The organism is Bradyrhizobium guangdongense (assembly GCF_006483445.1).
GTDB classification, from domain to species: Bacteria; Pseudomonadota; Alphaproteobacteria; order Rhizobiales; family Xanthobacteraceae; genus Bradyrhizobium; species Bradyrhizobium guangdongense_A.
The window spans coordinates 38,401-53,933 of sequence record NZ_PPPT01000195.1 but is presented as its reverse complement, the minus strand read 5'-3'; the positions used below and the strand labels follow the sequence as shown (position 1 = coordinate 53,933).

The 15,533-nt window shown below is 64.7% G+C and carries 17 protein-coding genes; 11 read left to right on the top strand and 6 right to left on the bottom strand.

The window, feature by feature from the left end; genetic code table 11:
- The 5 genes from C2U70_RS26815 to C2U70_RS26805 form a co-directional block, all read right to left on the bottom strand.
- Window positions 1-319: GNAT family N-acetyltransferase (locus tag C2U70_RS26815; RefSeq protein WP_140981632.1), on the bottom strand; the 319-nt coding region annotated here is incomplete at its 3' end.
- A 72-nt stretch (window positions 320-391) separates the two neighbouring features.
- Entirely contained in the window at window positions 392-1,204 is an 813-nt protein-coding gene (locus C2U70_RS26810) for a PAS-domain containing protein (protein WP_140981631.1), read from the bottom strand.
- A 152-nt stretch (window positions 1,205-1,356) separates the two neighbouring features.
- Window positions 1,357-1,533 carry a hypothetical protein gene (locus C2U70_RS33200; RefSeq protein WP_210243918.1) on the bottom strand — a complete coding sequence of 59 codons (177 nt, stop codon included), beginning with the start codon at window positions 1,531-1,533 and terminating at the stop codon, window positions 1,357-1,359.
- A 36-nt stretch (window positions 1,534-1,569) separates the two neighbouring features.
- A complete protein-coding gene (locus C2U70_RS33195) occupies window positions 1,570-1,743 on the bottom strand; it encodes a hypothetical protein (RefSeq protein ID WP_186294491.1) in 174 nt (57 codons plus the stop codon).
- 165 nt (window positions 1,744-1,908) lie between these two features.
- Entirely contained in the window at window positions 1,909-2,559 is a 651-nt protein-coding gene (locus C2U70_RS26805) for a glutathione S-transferase family protein (RefSeq protein ID WP_140981630.1), read from the bottom strand.
- Between the two features lie 593 nt (window positions 2,560-3,152).
- Between C2U70_RS26805 and C2U70_RS26800 the strand changes: the two genes are divergently transcribed.
- The 7 genes from C2U70_RS26800 (at window position 3,153) to C2U70_RS26770 (ending at window position 9,871) form a co-directional block, all read left to right on the top strand.
- A complete protein-coding gene (locus C2U70_RS26800) occupies window positions 3,153-4,355 on the top strand; it encodes a pyridoxal phosphate-dependent aminotransferase (RefSeq protein WP_140981629.1) in 1,203 nt (400 codons plus the stop codon).
- A gap of 161 nt (window positions 4,356-4,516) precedes the next feature.
- Window positions 4,517-4,996 (top strand): DUF992 domain-containing protein, encoded by a 480-nt coding sequence (locus C2U70_RS26795; protein WP_140981628.1) that lies wholly within the window; start codon window positions 4,517-4,519, stop codon window positions 4,994-4,996.
- A gap of 121 nt (window positions 4,997-5,117) precedes the next feature.
- Window positions 5,118-7,166 carry an elongation factor G gene (locus C2U70_RS26790; protein ID WP_140981627.1) on the top strand — a complete coding sequence of 683 codons (2,049 nt, stop codon included), beginning with the start codon at window positions 5,118-5,120 and terminating at the stop codon, window positions 7,164-7,166.
- Window positions 7,167-7,246: 80 nt separating this feature from the next.
- Window positions 7,247-7,621, top strand: coding sequence for a hypothetical protein (locus tag C2U70_RS26785; protein ID WP_140981626.1), 375 nt, complete (start codon window positions 7,247-7,249; stop codon window positions 7,619-7,621).
- A 138-nt stretch (window positions 7,622-7,759) separates the two neighbouring features.
- Window positions 7,760-8,032 carry a helix-turn-helix domain-containing protein gene (locus C2U70_RS26780; RefSeq protein WP_140981625.1) on the top strand — a complete coding sequence of 91 codons (273 nt, stop codon included), beginning with the start codon at window positions 7,760-7,762 and terminating at the stop codon, window positions 8,030-8,032.
- A 322-nt stretch (window positions 8,033-8,354) separates the two neighbouring features.
- Entirely contained in the window at window positions 8,355-9,188 is an 834-nt protein-coding gene (locus C2U70_RS26775) for a shikimate dehydrogenase (RefSeq protein WP_433960711.1), read from the top strand.
- 104 nt (window positions 9,189-9,292) lie between these two features.
- The gene (locus tag C2U70_RS26770) at window positions 9,293-9,871 is read left to right on the top strand and encodes a hypothetical protein (protein WP_246666877.1); all 579 of its coding nucleotides are present in this window, start codon (window positions 9,293-9,295) and stop codon (window positions 9,869-9,871) included.
- Between the two features lie 130 nt (window positions 9,872-10,001).
- On the opposite strand, the gene C2U70_RS26765 is transcribed toward C2U70_RS26770, so the two are convergent.
- On the bottom strand, window positions 10,002-11,138 hold the full coding sequence (locus tag C2U70_RS26765) for an alpha-hydroxy acid oxidase (RefSeq protein WP_140981622.1): 1,137 nt from the start codon (window positions 11,136-11,138) through the stop codon (window positions 10,002-10,004).
- A gap of 92 nt (window positions 11,139-11,230) precedes the next feature.
- On the opposite strand from C2U70_RS26765, the gene C2U70_RS33190 reads away from it, so the two are divergent.
- The 4 genes from C2U70_RS33190 to C2U70_RS26750 all read left to right on the top strand — a co-directional run bounded on the left by C2U70_RS33190 (window position 11,231) and on the right by C2U70_RS26750 (window position 15,406).
- On the top strand, window positions 11,231-11,398 hold the full coding sequence (locus C2U70_RS33190) for a hypothetical protein (RefSeq protein ID WP_186294490.1): 168 nt from the start codon (window positions 11,231-11,233) through the stop codon (window positions 11,396-11,398).
- A gap of 222 nt (window positions 11,399-11,620) precedes the next feature.
- Window positions 11,621-12,964 carry a phosphoglucosamine mutase gene (glmM, locus tag C2U70_RS26760; protein ID WP_140981621.1) on the top strand — a complete coding sequence of 448 codons (1,344 nt, stop codon included), beginning with the start codon at window positions 11,621-11,623 and terminating at the stop codon, window positions 12,962-12,964.
- 97 nt (window positions 12,965-13,061) lie between these two features.
- Window positions 13,062-14,351, top strand: coding sequence for an MFS transporter (locus C2U70_RS26755; protein WP_186294489.1), 1,290 nt, complete (start codon window positions 13,062-13,064; stop codon window positions 14,349-14,351).
- 224 nt (window positions 14,352-14,575) lie between these two features.
- On the top strand, window positions 14,576-15,406 hold the full coding sequence (locus C2U70_RS26750) for an outer membrane protein (protein WP_140981619.1): 831 nt from the start codon (window positions 14,576-14,578) through the stop codon (window positions 15,404-15,406).
- Window positions 15,407-15,533 lie beyond the last annotated feature (127 nt).

Sequence of the window (15,533 nt, the reverse complement as noted above, 5' to 3'; positions counted from 1 at the left end):
CGTGGATCAGCGCGGCGCCGACGCCCTTGCCGCGCGCGGCTTCCAGCGTGAACAGATCCTGCAGATAGCAGGACGGTTCGATCGCGGTGGTGCTGCGATGGTAGAGATAGTGCGTCAGCCCGAGCAGCTTGCCGTCGTCGTCGGCGACCAGCGCATGCACGGGTTCATAGGCATCGAAGAAGCGCTGCCACGTCATGCTGACGATCTCGGGCGCAAGCGCCGTCGGACCGGAGCGGCCGTAGAAGGCGTTGTAGCCGTCGAACAACGGGAGCCACTGGTCGTAATCCTGTCGGGTGACGGGGCGAATGGTGAGCGACATGTTGGAATTCCGCGATCGCAGAGGAAGCAGGGCGCTCCTTCATACGGGATGGAGAATGCAATGATCAATGTATTATTCGGCGACGCGGAGATAGCGCATCAGCTTGCGGCCTGCGGGGTCGCGCAGCGCGCGATAATAATCGGCGCGCGAGGTCTCGTCGGTGTGGCGCACGAGGTCGGTCACCGGCGTGTAGCTCAGCATGCGCCCGCCGTCGGGCAGCGCGGTGCAGCTGAAGCGCAGCACTTCGCCATTGGCGAGGTTGATGTTGATCGGCGTGGCGTCGCCGATCCGAACCATCTCCATCCGCTGTGCGATGAAGGCGCTCAATTCGTCCTCGGGTAGCTCGAACGCGCCGGTGTCGCGGCCGTGATACATCAGCGCGATGAAGGGCGGCCGGCTGTCGGCCTTCTCGTCGGGCAGCGAAAAATAGTCGCGGAAGGCGCGGTTGATGAATTCCGCGCGCGTCTCGCTGTCGAGCAGCACGATACCGATGTCGACCTGGTCGAGCGCGGCCGATAGCCGCGCCGCCGTGGCGTAATGGCGGCGTTCGAGCGCGAAGGCGTCGAGCAGGCGCTGGCGCATCAGCCCGGTAATCCCCGCGGTTCCGGCCGCGGTCAGCGCCAGCAAGCCGAGCCGCACCAGATCGCCTGTGACGTAGCCGGACACGCCGCGATGGTCGAGGAAGAACAGCGCCGCGCCGATCACCGCGATGGCCGCGCTGACCAGGCCGGACGCGAGTCCCGAGAGCGAGCCGGCAAAGGCGACGATGCAGACGAACAGCGGAGCGGGCGAGGGGACCGGGAGAAAACGATCGAGCAGGAGCGCCAGCAGCGCGGTCGCTGCCGTCAGCGCCGGACCACAGATCGCTCGCCATCCGAACCGCATGCACACTCCCAGGACGAGGTGGGGCGTAAGTGTGACTGACGTTTGCGAAAACGGGATGGAGTTTCGCAGCCGATGCTTAAGGAGCGGCTGAGGCGGTGCGACAAGCTTTGCGCTGATTTTAGCTCAAATCGCCGCGCGTTTGAGCGGACGGCTCAAGCTGTCAATTGGATATGCTCGGCCGGAATGTGCAGCGTCGTGCCCGCGCTCTTGCGCGTGCCGGCGAGCATCAGCACCGCGACCAGGATGGCCGCGGTCAGCGTCAGGACAACCAGGATGACCGGTGTTCTCATCGACGTCCTGTCGCGATGCGGGTCGGCGCGTGTCCTCATGGGGCGCTCTGGACCGTGATCGAGGGTGAGGCTGCGTCAGTGCAGCGTCATCGCCATCGTCGCCTTGGTCGACAGCACGGTGAGGCTGACGCTCAGGCACAGCGACAAGGCGGCAATCACCAGCGACGCCGCGACGGCGTTGGTCAGCCGGGACGAGGCAGCGGGTGTTAGCTGGCTTTGAAAGCCCGTCGTGGCGGACTCCCGAATCATGGTCTAAATCCTTCGACGCGCGAGCGAATCACCCGCGACGCAGACCACTGTCACAATTCCTACAGGCAATAGTTTGGCGGCCGTCGCGCCGAATGCGGCGAGATCGCGGCAAAGGTTAACGTTGTGCCCGCTGTTTAGGCCGCTATCCCCGCTGTTTCGGCCGGTTTAGGCGCCCGCCGCGATGCTGGCGGGGTTGTCGATGTCGGCCGGCTGCCAGTCCATCGCCACGAAGCCGGGGCTTTGCTCGACCCGCCTCAGCCAGGCCCGGACCGCCGGGAAGGTCGAGAGGTCGAAGTCGCAGCGGTCGGCGAGGTGGGTGTAGCCATAGAGCGCGATGTCGGCGACCGTGAGCTGGCGGGCGGCAAAATACTCGTTGGTCTTGAGGTGGTTTTCCATCACCTGCAGTGCGCCATAGCCGCGCTCCATCCAGTCCTCCAGCGCGTGGGTCTGGAGGTCGCGGCCGCCCTTGACCAGCGACAGCCAGAAATAGGCGGCGCCGATGTTGGGCTCGAGCGCGTGCTGCTCGAAGAACATCCATTGCAGCGCCTCGGCGCGATCGATGCGCTGCTCGGGCGCGAGCGGCGTGCCGCCGCAAACGTACCAGAGGATGGCGTTGGACTCGGCGAGATAGCGATCCTCGCCGACCTCGAGCAACGGCACCTGGCCGGACGGATTCTTGGCCAGGAAATCCGGCGTGCGACTCTCGCCGCGCAGAATGTCGATCTCGATCGCCTGATAGGGAACGTTCAGCAGCGCCAGCGCAAGGCGGACCTTGTAGCTGTTGCCGGAGCGTTGCATCGAATAGAGCTTGTACATTCGCTTGTTTTGAATCCTGACGACGACGGTCGCGGGACATGTCGTCCCGCAACGCGGCTAAACAATGATGCCGATGCGAATCTGCCGCAAGGCCCGGGCGCTAGAAAAACTCGAAAACTCTACCGCACTGCAAACGTGCGAAATATCTTTTCAACGCAACCAAACAATTCAGATCACGCTTGCGCGACAATTAGATCGCCCTTGCAAATCATCGGCGCGCAGCACGATTCATGTCGCATGATCGCAGTCTCCGGCGCAAGACTTGTAACGGCTCGCTTGGTGTTGCGTGCTCGTCGTCAAGGTCCACCGGCGGTCGTCGTTGGGCGTGCTCGGAGCAATCCATTCGGTGCAATTGCGGATCGGGCGAGGCCTCGCGGTCGGTAGGACGGGCCTTGCCGGAAATGAGCCATTTTGCCGCGAAAATTTACGAATCTTGCGCAAATCCGAGGCTGTGGACCTCGCCACTCACGTAAACTTTTGCGGCAATTGCGGAAGTTTCTTGCGGTGCAGCGCCACCCGTCCTAGGGTGTTTCCATTCCCACAATCAGAGTCGTGACCAACACTGGATTCACGACGCTTGTCAGGAGATGACGATGTCCTTCCTTGCCGCTGCGCTCGACCGTGTGAAGCCGTCCGCGACCATCGCGGTCACGGATAAAGCACGCGCGCTGAAAGCGGCGGGCCGCAACGTCATCGGCTTGGGTGCCGGCGAACCCGACTTCGACACGCCCGACAACATCAAGCAGGCAGCGATCCAGGCGATCCAGGCCGGCAAGACCAAGTACACCGCGGTCGACGGCATTCCCGAGCTGAAGGAAGCGATCATCGCGAAGTATCAGCGCGAGAATGGTCTCGCCTACAAGCCGAACCAGATCATCGTCGGCACCGGCGGCAAGCAGGTGCTCTACAACGCGCTGATGGCGACCATCAATCCGGGTGACGAGGTGATCATTCCGGCGCCCTATTGGGTCAGCTATCCCGAGATGGTGGCGCTGGCCGGCGGCGAGCCGGTGTCGGTGGTCTGTACCGCCGCGACCGGTTTCAAGCTGCAGGCCGAAGCGCTGGAGCGCGCGATCACGCCGAAGACCAAATGGGTGATCCTGTGCTCGCCGTCGAACCCGACCGGCGCGGCCTACACCAAGGCCGAGCTCAAGGCGCTCACCGACGTGCTGGTCAAGCATCCGCATGTCTGGGTGATGACGGACGACATGTACGAGCACCTCGTCTATGACGACTTCCAGTTCACCACCGTCGCGCAGGTCGAGCCGAAACTCTACGACCGCACGCTCACCGTGAACGGTGTGTCGAAGGCCTATTGCATGACCGGCTGGCGCATCGGCTATGCCGGCGGTCCGGCGCAGCTCATCAAGGCGATGGCGACCATCCAGTCGCAGTCGACCTCGAACCCGTGCTCGATCGCGCAGTGGGCGTCGGTGGAAGCGCTGAACGGTCCGCAGACCTTCATCCCTGCCAACAACAAGGTGTTCAAGGAGCGGCGCGACCTCGTCGTCTCCATGCTCAACCAGGCCAACGGCATCGAGTGCCCGCGTCCCGAAGGCGCGTTCTACGTCTATCCGTCCTGCGCCGGCACGATCGGCAAGAAGGCGCCGTCGGGCAATGTGATCGGCAATGACGAGCAGTTTGTCACCGAGCTGCTGGAGACCGAAGGCGTCGCCGTGGTGCAGGGCTCGGCCTTCGGCCTCGGCCCGGCATTCCGTATCTCCTATGCCACCAAGACCTCGGACCTCGAAGACGCCTGCAAGCGCATCCAGCGCTTCTGCGGCAATCTGCGCTGATCCACACCGCATCAGAAGAAAAGGCCCGCGTCGCGCGGGCCTTTTTTATGCCTCCGGTCAATCTGGCACCGCAGAGGATGTTATGGCATAGAGCATCGCGCGCTGCTTGTGCTGCGCCGATCGTCCTTCGCTTGCATCATATTTCCAGCCGGAGATTTCCCATGCGCCGTTCATTCGCCCTCGCCGGGCTCGTTGCCGCCAGTCTCGTTGCGTCAATCGTTGCGGCCGGTGCGCAGCAGCGGATGGTGCGGGTCGGCGTGCTCGAATGCCGCGGCGGCGCGAGCATCGGCTTCGTCGTGGGGTCGGTGACCCACCTCGGTTGCGTGCTGCGCGCCGACGGCCTCCCGGAGGACCGCTACGTCGCAACCATTCGCAAGGTCGGCCTCGACATCGGCATCACCCAGGAAACCGCGCTGGCCTGGGGCGTGTTCGCGCCGGTGGACCGGCTCGGACCGGGCGACCTGTCGGGCAATTATGTCGGCGCGCAGGGCAGCGCGACGCTGGGCGTCGGCGTCGGCGGTAACGTGCTGGTGGGCGGCTCCAACAATTCGATCGCGCTCCAGCCGCTCAGTGTGCAGGGCCAGGTCGGGGTCAGCATCGCCGCCGGCCTGGAGAGTCTGGAACTCCGCCCCGGCCGTTGAGACTCGACCTAACGGACGACGCACCGCAGCGATTTTTCGCGCTTGCCAAAATCAAAGGACGGGCAGAGCATCGTCGCGCCGACCCAATCACGGGCCGAGCTCCAGATGAAGGAGGCGGCGAATGGGACAAGACGTCAGAAGTCCCCGCGGTCCACGGTGCATCGCGCTGGTGGGCCCTTTCCAAAGCGGTAAAACCACTCTTCTTGAAGCGATCATGGCGCGAACGGGCGCGATCCCGCGCGCCGGCAGCGTCGACGCCGGTACCTCGGTGGGCGACGCCAGTCCGGAGGCCCGTCATCACAAGATGACCGTCGGCCTCACTGCTGCCACCACGAGTTTCATGGGCGACAGCTACACCTTCCTCGATTGTCCCGGTTCCGTCGAATTCGCCCACGACATGCGCGCCGCGCTTCCTGCGGTCGACGCCGCGGTCGTGGTCTGCGAGGCCGACGAGAAGAAGCTGCCGCAGCTTCAGATCATCCTGCGCGAGCTGGAGGAGATGAAGATCCCGCGTTTCCTGTTCCTCAACAAGATCGATCGCGCCAACAAGCGCATCCGCGAGACGCTCGCGATGCTGCAGCCGGCCTCGCGCGTGCCGCTGGTGCTGCGGCAGATCCCGATCTGGAAGGGTGAGCTGATCGAGGGATTTGTCGACCTCGCGCTCGAACGCGCCTTCATCTATCGCGAGCACAAGGCATCCGAGGTGGTCGCGCTCGAAGGCGGCGATCTCGATCGCGAGAAGGAGGCCCGCTTCTCGATGCTGGAGAAGCTCGCCGATCACGACGATGCGCTGATGGAGCAGTTGCTCGAGGACATCCAGCCGCCGCGTGACGCCGTGTTCGACGACCTCGCGCGCGAACTGCGCGAAGGCCTGATCTGCCCGGTGCTGCTGGGCGCGGCCTCGCGCGAGAACGGCGTGTTGCGGCTGATGAAGGCGCTGCGTCACGAGGCGCCTGGAATCGCCGAGACCGCAAAGCGCCTCGGCGCGCCCGAAAGCAAGGACGCGCTCGGCTACGTCTTCAAGACGCTGCATCTGCAGCATGGCGGCAAGCTGTCGCTGACCCGGCTGCTCGCCGGCCATCTCGACGACGGCGCCACGCTGCAATCCTCATCGGGAGGGGCGAGCCGCGTGTCCGGCATCCTTGCCGTCAGCGGTGCCTATGACAGCAAGCGTCCGTCGGCGGAAGCCGGTGATACGGTGGCGCTCGGCAAGCTCGATCCGATCAAGACCGGCGATACGCTCTCCAGCGGCAAGACCCAGCCGGCCTCGCTGATCGCGGTGGAGCCGGTCCCGCCGGTGCTGGCGATCTCGGTCGCGGCCAACGATCGCAAGGACGACGTCAAGCTCGGCCAGGCCTTGGCCCGGCTGCACGAGGAGGATCCCTCGCTCGGGATCGTGCAGAACGCCCAGACCCACGACACCGTGTTGTGGGGACAGGGCGAGATGCATTTGCGTGTCGCGAGCGAACGTCTGCGCGACCGCTTTGGCGTCGGCGTGAAATCGCACCCGCCCGGGATCGGTTACCAGGAAACCATCCGCAAGCCGATCACCCAGCGCGGCCGGCACAAGAAGCAGTCCGGCGGCCACGGCCAGTTCGGCGACGTGGTGCTCGAGATCAAGCCGCTGCCGCGCGGCGACGGCTTCAAGTTCGCCGAGAAAGTTGTCGGCGGCGCGGTGCCGCGCAACTACATCGGCGCAGTGGAGGAAGGCGTCGTCGACGGGTTGACGCGCGGCCCGCTCGGCTTCCCCGTCACCGATTTGCAGGTGACGCTGACCGACGGCTCCTACCACAGCGTCGACTCCTCCGATCTCGCCTTCCGCACGGCGGCGCGGATCGGGCTCAACGAAGGCCTGCCGCAGTGCCAGCCGGTGCTGCTGGAGCCGATCTACGTGGTCGAGATCGTCTGTCCGACCGACGCCACCGCCAAGATCAACGCGATCCTGTCGGCACGGCGCGGCCAGATCCTCGGCTTCGACACCCGCGACGGCTGGAGCGGCTGGGATTCGGTTCGCGCCATGATGCCGGAGGCCGAGATCGGCGAACTGATCGTGGAGTTGCGGTCGGCCACCGCCGGTGCCGGCAGCTTTACGCGCCAGTTCGACCATATGGCCGAGGTGACCGGGCGCGCCGCCGACCAGATCATCGCCGCGCATCGCGACGCGGCGTAACGTGCTGCAATCGGACTCATGACGCCCTCGCAGGCGTCGTGAGTTCGTTTGCGTGATCGAACAGGACTGGGGAGGGGGTCGTGAGCATTCGCCTTGTCGCAGGCGCGGCCTTGCTTGCGCTTGTTGCAACCGACGCCATTGCGCAGGATGCGCCGTCCGTTTCGGGCACGTATTGCGGCACCTGGGCGAGCGGTTTCGTCTGGCAAATGTCCTTGCAGCAGAACGGATCGAACGTCAGCGCATCCATCAATGGCAAGACGAGGGACGGCGCCACGTTCTCGGGCTCGGGCAACGGAACGTTGACGGGTTCGCAGATCACGATGAACGCGACATTCTCGCGCGGCGCCGGAACGTTTTCGGGCAAGGTGAGCGGCGGCACCATCGCTGCGGCGTTCTCACGCACGGATCCAAGCGCACCGAAACGGCGCGACTCCGCACGCTTCACCCGCTGCTGAGCGGCTGCCCCTATCGTCCGCGGTGGATGCGTCTCCCGGCCCTTCGTGCGAGAGCTTGCGTTCTCAGTCGAATGATGTATTTAACATCACTGTCCTAGTATTAGATATCAATAATAAATCTCCATATGTGAGGCAGGGGTGATCACGTCGTTCCAAATGCGGGCAGCCCGGGCGCTGCTCGGCATCGACCAGAAAACCCTGGCTGAACTCGCCGGCGTTTCGCTGCCGACCATCCAGCGGATGGAGGCCTCGACCGGCAATGTTCGCGGCGTGGTCGAGACGCTGATGAAGGTGGTCGAAGCGTTCGACCGGGCCGGCGTCGATTTGATCGGCGAGCAGGCGCGCAGCGAAAGCGGTGGGCGTGGCGTTCGCCTGAAGGAGCCGGGGCCGCCGCGCCGGGTGGGGGCATGATCCCGGCGATGATCGTGCCAGGAAGCATGAGCTGGCGCATCGTCGCGACGGGATTACGCCGCACGCCGCATCGGAGCATTGCAGGGCGCGTGAGCATCACGCGCGAACACACGGGCTGCCGCTGTCGATGGCAATTGCGATCGCCTCGGGCGTGACATCGTGGGCTCCCCACCGCGGGCATCGCCGTGATCATCTGTCGTGGCCGACGGCATCCCTGATGCCCCTGCCGTGATGCGCCGTCCGCCTGCTTGACAGTGCCGCCGGGACGCGAAATGGATCGCCTGCAACAATGTCCCGGGAGGGACCGTGCAAGGGGAGCGTCGTGTCCAAGGTGCCTGCTGCGTGCTTGATCGGATGGCCGGCTGCGCATTCGCGCTCGCCGCTGATCCATCGCTATTGGCTGCGCACGCTCGGCATCGAGGGCGGCTATGTCATCGAGGCCGTCCCGCCGGACGATCTGCGCGACTTCGTGCTGCGGCTGTCGCTGCGCGGCTTCGTCGGCGCCAACGTCACCCTCCCGCACAAGGAGGGCGTGCTCGCGCTCTCGACCCCCGACGCGCGCGCCAGGGCGATCGGCGCCGCCAACACGCTCTGGTTTGCAAATGGCGAGCTGCGCTCGACCAACACCGACGTCGAAGGCTTCGTCAACAATCTCGACGCCAGTGCGCCGGGCTGGGACAAAGGCAAGGAGGCGCTGGTGCTGGGGGCGGGCGGCTCCTCGCGCGCCGTCGTGTTCGGCCTTTTGGAGCGTGGCATCGGACGCGTGCATCTCGCCAACCGTACCGTCGCGCGCGCCGAGGCGCTGGCGAAGGAGTTCGGGCCGCGCGTGAATCCGATCGCGTGGAGTGCTGTCGCCGACGTGCTGCCGCGCGCAAGACTGCTCGTCAACACGACTTCGCTCGGCATGCACGGCCAGCCCGCGCTGGAGATCGACGTGACACGCTTGCCGCAAGACGCCGTCGTGGCCGATCTCGTCTATGTTCCCCTGGTCACGCCGCTGCTCGCAGCCGCGACGGCGCGGGGCCTGAAGACCGCCGATGGGCTCGGCATGCTCTTGCACCAGGCGGTGCGCGGCTTTGAGCTGTGGTTCGGCAAGCGCCCCGAGGTCACGGCGGAACTGCGTGCGCTGGTCGAGGCCGATCTCACAAAGTCTTGAGCGAATATCGGGCGACGTCCGGGGTCTTGCTCTCGTGGGACAATCGGAGAGTCATCATGCCCGTTCAACGTCAGACGTTTGCGCGTCCGCTCGTCGCTGTCGCGATGGTGGCCCTGTCTTCCCTCTGTGCCATCGCCCAGCAGGCCCCGACGGTCCGTATCCGCGGCACCATCGAAACGGTTGACGGCAACACGCTCGGCATCAAGACGCGCGAGGGCAGCGACGCGAAGGTGCGCATGACCGACAATGTCGCCGTCTTCGCCGTCGTCAAGACGGATCTCTCGGAGATCAAGGAGGGGTCCTATATCGGCGTCACCGCGATGCCGGAGCCCGACGGCACCCAGCGGGCGATCGCGGTGCACATCTTCCCGGAGAACCAGCGCGGCGCCGCCGAAGGCTTTCGTCCCTGGGATGCGCTGCCCAATTCGACCATGACCAATGCGACGGTCGCGCAGACGGTCAAGGGCACCGATGGCCAGAACATCCTGGTCAAGTACAAGGACGGCGAGAAGAAGGTTGTGGTGCCGCCGGACACGCCGGTCGTCACCTTCGTCGCAGCCGACAAGAGCGAGGTGAAGCCGGGTGCCAAGCTGATCATCTTTGGCGCGGCGAAGAAGGAAGACGGCTCGCTGGAGGCGGGCCGCGTCAATGTCGGCAGGGATGGCGTGACGCCGCCGATGTGAGGTGCTTCGTAGGGTGGGTTAGGCGAAGCCGTAACCCACCATGCTTCCGCAAATGCGGCTCGAAGTTGGTGGGTTACGCTCAGCGGATTGCGCTTCGCGCAACCGCAGAGCTAACCCACCCTACGGCGGATTACACCGCAATGATGTGATCGTCGATCTCGTCCACCTTGTTGACGCCGCACAGGCCCATGGTGGTGAGCAGCTCTTTCTGGATGATGTCGATCGCCTTGGCGACGCCGGCCTGGCCGCCGGCACCCAGACCATAGGCATAAGCGCGGCCGATCATGCAGGACTTTGCGCCGAGCGCGAGTGCGCGGGCCACGTCCTGGCCGGAGCGGATGCCGCCGTCGAACATGATCTCCATCTTGGAGCCGACTGCGTCGGCGATCTCGGGCAGCACCTCGATCGAGGACGGTGCGCCGTCGAGCTGGCGGCCGCCATGGTTGGAGACGACCAGCGCCTGCGCGCCGGTCTTGGCCGCTTCCTCGGCATCCTCGACGTCCAGAATGCCCTTGATGACGAGCTTGCCCGGCCAGATGCTGCGGATCCAGTCGACGTCCTTCCAGTTCAGCGAGGTGTCGAACTGCGACGCCGTCCATTCCGCGAGCCGGTTGAGGTCCTCGGTGTTCTTCACGTGGCCGGCGATGTTGCCGAAGGTGCGGCGCTTGCCGCGCAGCACGCCGGAGACCCAGGCGGGCTTGGTCGCGAAGTCGATGAATTTCGACAGCGTCCATTCGGGCGGGATTGTCATGCCGTTCTTGATGTCGGCGTGGCGCTGTCCGATCACCTGCAGGTCCACCGTCAGCACCAGCGCGCTGCACTTGGCGGCCGCAGCGCGCTGGATCAACTCCTTGATGAAGCCGCGGTCCTTCATCACGTAGAGCTGGAACCAGAACGGCTTCTCGACATTGGCGGCGATGTCCTCGATCGAGCAGATCGACATCGTCGACTGCGTGAACGGAATGCCGGCGGCCTGCGCGGCGCGGCAGGCGTGGATCTCGCCGTCGCCATGCTGCATGCCCAATAGGCCGACCGGCGCCAGGATCAGCGGCATGGTCGAGGGCTCGCCGAGGATCGTCGTCGACGTATCGCGCTTGGAGACGTCGACCAGGATGCGCTGGCGAAACTTGATGTGCTGAAGATCCTCGCGGTTGGCGCGCAGCGTCTCCTCGGCATAGGAGCCGCGGTCGCAATAGTCGAAGAACGCCTTCGGCACGCGCCGCTTGTGCAGCTCGCGCAGGTCTTCAATGCAGGTGATGTGCTTCATGAACGTTTCCCCGGCCCGTCCTTGCATCAGGAGATTTCATGGTCATCTAGCATGGTTGGATGCGCAGCCAAATCGTTTGCGAGGAGGTCGTGATGACCAGACCGCACACTCCGCCGAAATCTGACGACAGCGTCGAGAAGCAGCGATTGGACGAAGCCCTCGAGGAGGGGCTGGAAGAGACCTTCCCGGCCTCCGATCCCGTCAACGTCACCCAGCCGCCGCCGAGCCGGGCCGACCACCACATCAAGCGCACCCGTTAGGTCGAGGGTTCCGCCGCCACCGGTGCGATAATCAGGAAAATCAGCGTTAACAACAGGTTACCGGCTTGGCCCCGAGCCCGGTTCCGTAATGATTCATCATATTTTTTGAAGCCAAGTTAGCCGCGCAGGCATTATAAGACCCCAGCAAATCAGGGATGGCGGTGCCCGCTCGGGCATCCCGTGGTTGTATTGGGGATTCCTGGTTGCCGCGTGGGGGATCACATGAGCCGCAAATATTTCGGTACGGACGGGATTCGAGGCCGCGCCAACGGACTGATCACGCCTGAGCTCGCGCTCAAGGTGGGACAGGCGGCCGGTCTTGCGTTTCAGCGCGGCGATCATCGCCACCGGGTGGTGATCGGCAAGGACACGCGCCTGTCCGGCTACATGATCGAATACGCGATGGTGGCGGGCTTCACCTCCGTCGGCATGGACGTGCTGCTGGTCGGCCCGATGCCGACGCCGGCGGTTGCGATGCTGACAAAATCGATGCGCGCCGATCTCGGCGTGATGATCTCGGCCTCGCACAATCTGTTCGAGGACAACGGCATCAAGCTGTTCGGCCCGCAGGGCTTCAAGCTCTCCGACGACGTCGAGAAGCAGATCGAGCAACTGCTCGACGAGCCCATTGACAAGCGGCTGGCACAAAGCGCGAGCCTGGGCCGCGCCCGCCGTATCGACGGCGTGCACGACCGCTACATCGAATTTGCCAAGCGCACGCTGCCGCGCGACCTGTCGCTGGACGGTTTGCGCGTCGTGGTCGATTGCGCCAACGGCGCGGCCTACAAGGTGGTGCCGGAAGCGCTGTGGGAATTGGGCGCCGACGTGATCCCGATCGGCGTCGAGCCCGACGGTTTCAACATCAACAAGGAATGCGGCTCGACCTCGCCGGAGGCGCTGTCGAAGAAGGTGCGCGAGATGCGCGCCGATATCGGCATTGCGCTCGACGGTGACGCCGATCGCGTCATCCTGGTCGACGAGCGCGGCCACATCGTCGACGGCGACCAGCTGCTGGCCGTCATCGCGCAGAGCTGGAAGGAAGACGGACGTCTGTCGCGTCCCGGTATCGTCGCCACCGTGATGTCCAATCTCGGCCTCGAGCGCTTCCTGAAAGGGCAGGGGCTCGATCTCGTGCGCACGCCGGTCGGCGACCGCTACGTGCTCGAGCAGATGCTGAGCGGCGGCTACAATCTCGGCGGCGAGCAGTCCGGCCACATCATCCTGTCCGACTACGCCACGACAGGCGACGGCTTTGTCGCCGCGCTGCAGGTGCTGGCCGTGGTGCAGAAGCTGCGTCGCCCGGTCTCCGAGGTCTGCCATCGCTTCGATCCGCTGCCGCAGATCCTCAAGAACGTCCGCCACAAGGGCGGCAAGCCGCTCGACGATACCGACGTCAAGTCGGCGATCTCGGACGGCGAGAAGCGCCTCAACGGCCACGGCCGCCTGCTGATCCGCTCCTCCGGCACCGAGCCGGTGATCCGCGTGATGGGCGAGGGCGAAGACCGCAGTCTGGTCGAGGACGTCGTCGACACCATCGTCTCGGCGCTGGGCCAGGCGGCGGCTTAAGCGCAATCCAGCTATCGACGATTGGCGGTGGTCGCACGGCCACCGTCATCGTAGGTAAGCGGTGCGGCGGTTCGCCGCGCCTCTCCGGGATGCTCCCTTGAACAAGCCTGTCGTCGTCGCCGAGGAAACGCTGACCGAGCCCGTCGTCGTGAGCGACGTGGCGACTGTGGCTGCCAAGTCCAATGCCAAGTCCAATGCCAAGCCCAATGCCAAGCCCGGCGCGGGGCCGGCCTATATCGTGCTCGCCGGCATCAGCGTCTCGCATTTCCTCAACGACACCATGCAGTCGTTGATCGCCTCGGTCTATCCGATCCTGAAGGACACCTATGCGCTCGACTTCGCGCAGATCGGCATGATCACGCTGGCCTTCCAGTTCACGGCCTCGCTGCTGCAGCCGGTGGTCGGGCACTACACCGACAAGAAGGCGCAGCCCTATTCGCTGGCGATCGGCATGGCCTCGACCTTCTTCGGCCTGCTGTTGCTGGCCGTCGCGCAGCAATACCTCGTCATTCTCGTTGCGGCCGCCCTCGTCGGGCTCGGCTCGGCGGTATTTCATCCGGAGTCCGCGCGCATCGCGCGGCTGGCGTCCGGCGGGCGCTACGGCTTTGCGCAATCGGTGTTTCAGCTCGGCGGCAGCTTTGGCACCTCGATGGGGCCGGTGCTCGCAGCGCTGATCGTCGTGCCGTTCGGGCAGGGCAGCATTGCCTGGTTCTCGTCGATCGCGTTCCTCGCGATCCTCATCCTCTGGCGCATCGGCCGCTGGTATGCGCCGCAGATCACCGCCAAGAAAGTCGCACCGCTTCACGCCCATCCGGACGGGCCAAGCTCGCGCCGCGTCGCGATTGCGCTGCTCGTGCTGGTCGCGCTGTTGTTCTCGAAACAGCTCTACGTCTCGAGTCTCTCCAGCTACTACATCTTCTACCTGATCGATCGCTTCGGAGTGTCGACGCAGGCGGCGCAGATGTATCTCTTCGTCTTCCTGGCGGCGAATGCGGTCGGCGCGTTTCTCGGCGGTCCGCTGGGCGATCGCTTCGGCCGCAAGATCGTGATCTGGATCTCGATCCTCGGCGCGCTGCCGTTTACGCTGGCGCTGCCTTATGTCGGGCTGGTCGGAAGCGCGGTGCTCTCCGTCTTCATCGGTCTCATCATCTCATCCACGACGTCGTCGATCATCGTGTTCGCGCAGGAACTGGTGCCGCATCGCTTCGGCATGATCTCGGGCGTGTTCTTCGGCGTCGCATTCGGCATCGGTGGATTGGGTGCTGCCGTGCTCGGCAAGCTCGCCGACCACACCTCGATCGAGTTCGTCTATCAGGTCTGCTCGTATCTTCCTGCGATCGGGCTGCTTGCCGTGTTCCTGCCAAAACTGCCGCGGCCCGCGCGTTAACACTTCCTGTTTCCTGGCGCTGCACCTTCACGGTTTGTTAGCAATTGGGGCGCGAGGCGCCGCATTTTTGCAACGCTCTCGCCGCATCCGCGCGAGTAGTCAGAAAAAATCAACCTTAAAAATTAGGGTTAAGTGGCGCTTAAGCATTTGCTGGCATCGTCCGCCCGTGAGTTTCAAGAACGTGGGGCGTCCGTATTGCCTCACCGGCCAAAAGGACGAAGCCAATGCGTAGCGTGAAGTCTCTCCTTGCCGCGGGTGCGGCAACCCTGATCTCGTCGATGGCGTTTGCCGCCGATATGCCGATCGCGGCTCCCCCTCCGATGTACGCGCCCCCGGCGCCGCCCGCCGACTTCGGCGGCTGGTACCTGCGCGGTGACGTCGGCATGACCAACCAGCGCGCCAAGAGCATCGAGGGCGTCGTCGCGCCTGGGTTTACGAAGACGACGGAGGGGCTCGGCTTCGACTCGTCCCCGCTGTTCGACCTCGGTGTCGGCTATCGCTTCAACAACTGGTTCCGCGCCGACGTGATCGGGCAGTGGCGCGGCAAGGCCAACCTGCATGGTTCGGACAACGTCGTTGGGCCCGGCTTCGTCGGGGTCAACAATTACACCGGCAGCAAGTCCGAATGGGTCGTCATGGCGAACGCCTATGTCGATCTCGGCACCTGGTGGTGCATCACCCCGTTCATCGGTGCCGGTGTCGGCGGCTCCTACAACAAGATCAGCGGCTTCCGCGACGACGGCGTGTCCTACAGCCCGTTGTTGAACAACAGCGTCGCCTACTTCGCCGACAACGGGAAGTGGAACTTCGCCTGGGCCGCTCACGCCGGTCTCGCCTACAAGGTCAATCCCGGGTTCACCGTCGAACTGGCCTACAGCTACATGAACCTCGGCGACGCTGCGCCCGGCAACTTCCGCCTGTTCGACAACAGCGCCTCCGGCCCGACCTCGATCAAGATCCGGGACCTCACCTCGCACGACCTGAAGCTCGGCGTGCGCTGGGATCTCAACAGCCCGCCGGCCTACATGCCGCCGCCGCTGGTCACCAAGGGCTGATCGGTCGTTCCATCTGTTAAAGTCTCTTAACGGCGCGGGTTCATCCCGCGCCGTTTTGCTTTGCGTATTTTTCAAGGCTCATTGCTCGAAAACGCTCCGGCGCAACCATTGATTAAGGTTAACGGTC

Excerpts from the sequence above, each read along its gene's own strand:
- C2U70_RS26765 (WP_140981622.1), bottom strand. The coding sequence starts at position 11,138 with ATGAAGCACATCACCTGCATTGAAGACCTGCGCGAGCTGCACAAGCGG.
- C2U70_RS26795 (WP_140981628.1), top strand. The coding sequence starts at position 4,517 with ATGCGCCGTTCATTCGCCCTCGCCGGGCTCGTTGCCGCCAGTCTCGTT.
- C2U70_RS26750 (WP_140981619.1), top strand. The coding sequence starts at position 14,576 with ATGCGTAGCGTGAAGTCTCTCCTTGCCGCGGGTGCGGCAACCCTGATC.
- glmM (WP_140981621.1), top strand. The coding sequence starts at position 11,621 with ATGAGCCGCAAATATTTCGGTACGGACGGGATTCGAGGCCGCGCCAAC.
- C2U70_RS33195 (WP_186294491.1), bottom strand. The coding sequence starts at position 1,743 with ATGATTCGGGAGTCCGCCACGACGGGCTTTCAAAGCCAGCTAACACCC.
- C2U70_RS26800 (WP_140981629.1), top strand. The coding sequence starts at position 3,153 with ATGTCCTTCCTTGCCGCTGCGCTCGACCGTGTGAAGCCGTCCGCGACC.
- C2U70_RS33200 (WP_210243918.1), bottom strand. The coding sequence starts at position 1,533 with ATGAGGACACGCGCCGACCCGCATCGCGACAGGACGTCGATGAGAACA.
- C2U70_RS26810 (WP_140981631.1), bottom strand. The coding sequence starts at position 1,204 with ATGCGGTTCGGATGGCGAGCGATCTGTGGTCCGGCGCTGACGGCAGCG.
- C2U70_RS33190 (WP_186294490.1), top strand. The coding sequence starts at position 11,231 with ATGACCAGACCGCACACTCCGCCGAAATCTGACGACAGCGTCGAGAAG.
- C2U70_RS26770 (WP_246666877.1), top strand. The coding sequence starts at position 9,293 with ATGGTGGCCCTGTCTTCCCTCTGTGCCATCGCCCAGCAGGCCCCGACG.
- C2U70_RS26790 (WP_140981627.1), top strand. The coding sequence starts at position 5,118 with ATGGGACAAGACGTCAGAAGTCCCCGCGGTCCACGGTGCATCGCGCTG.
- C2U70_RS26805 (WP_140981630.1), bottom strand. The coding sequence starts at position 2,559 with ATGTACAAGCTCTATTCGATGCAACGCTCCGGCAACAGCTACAAGGTC.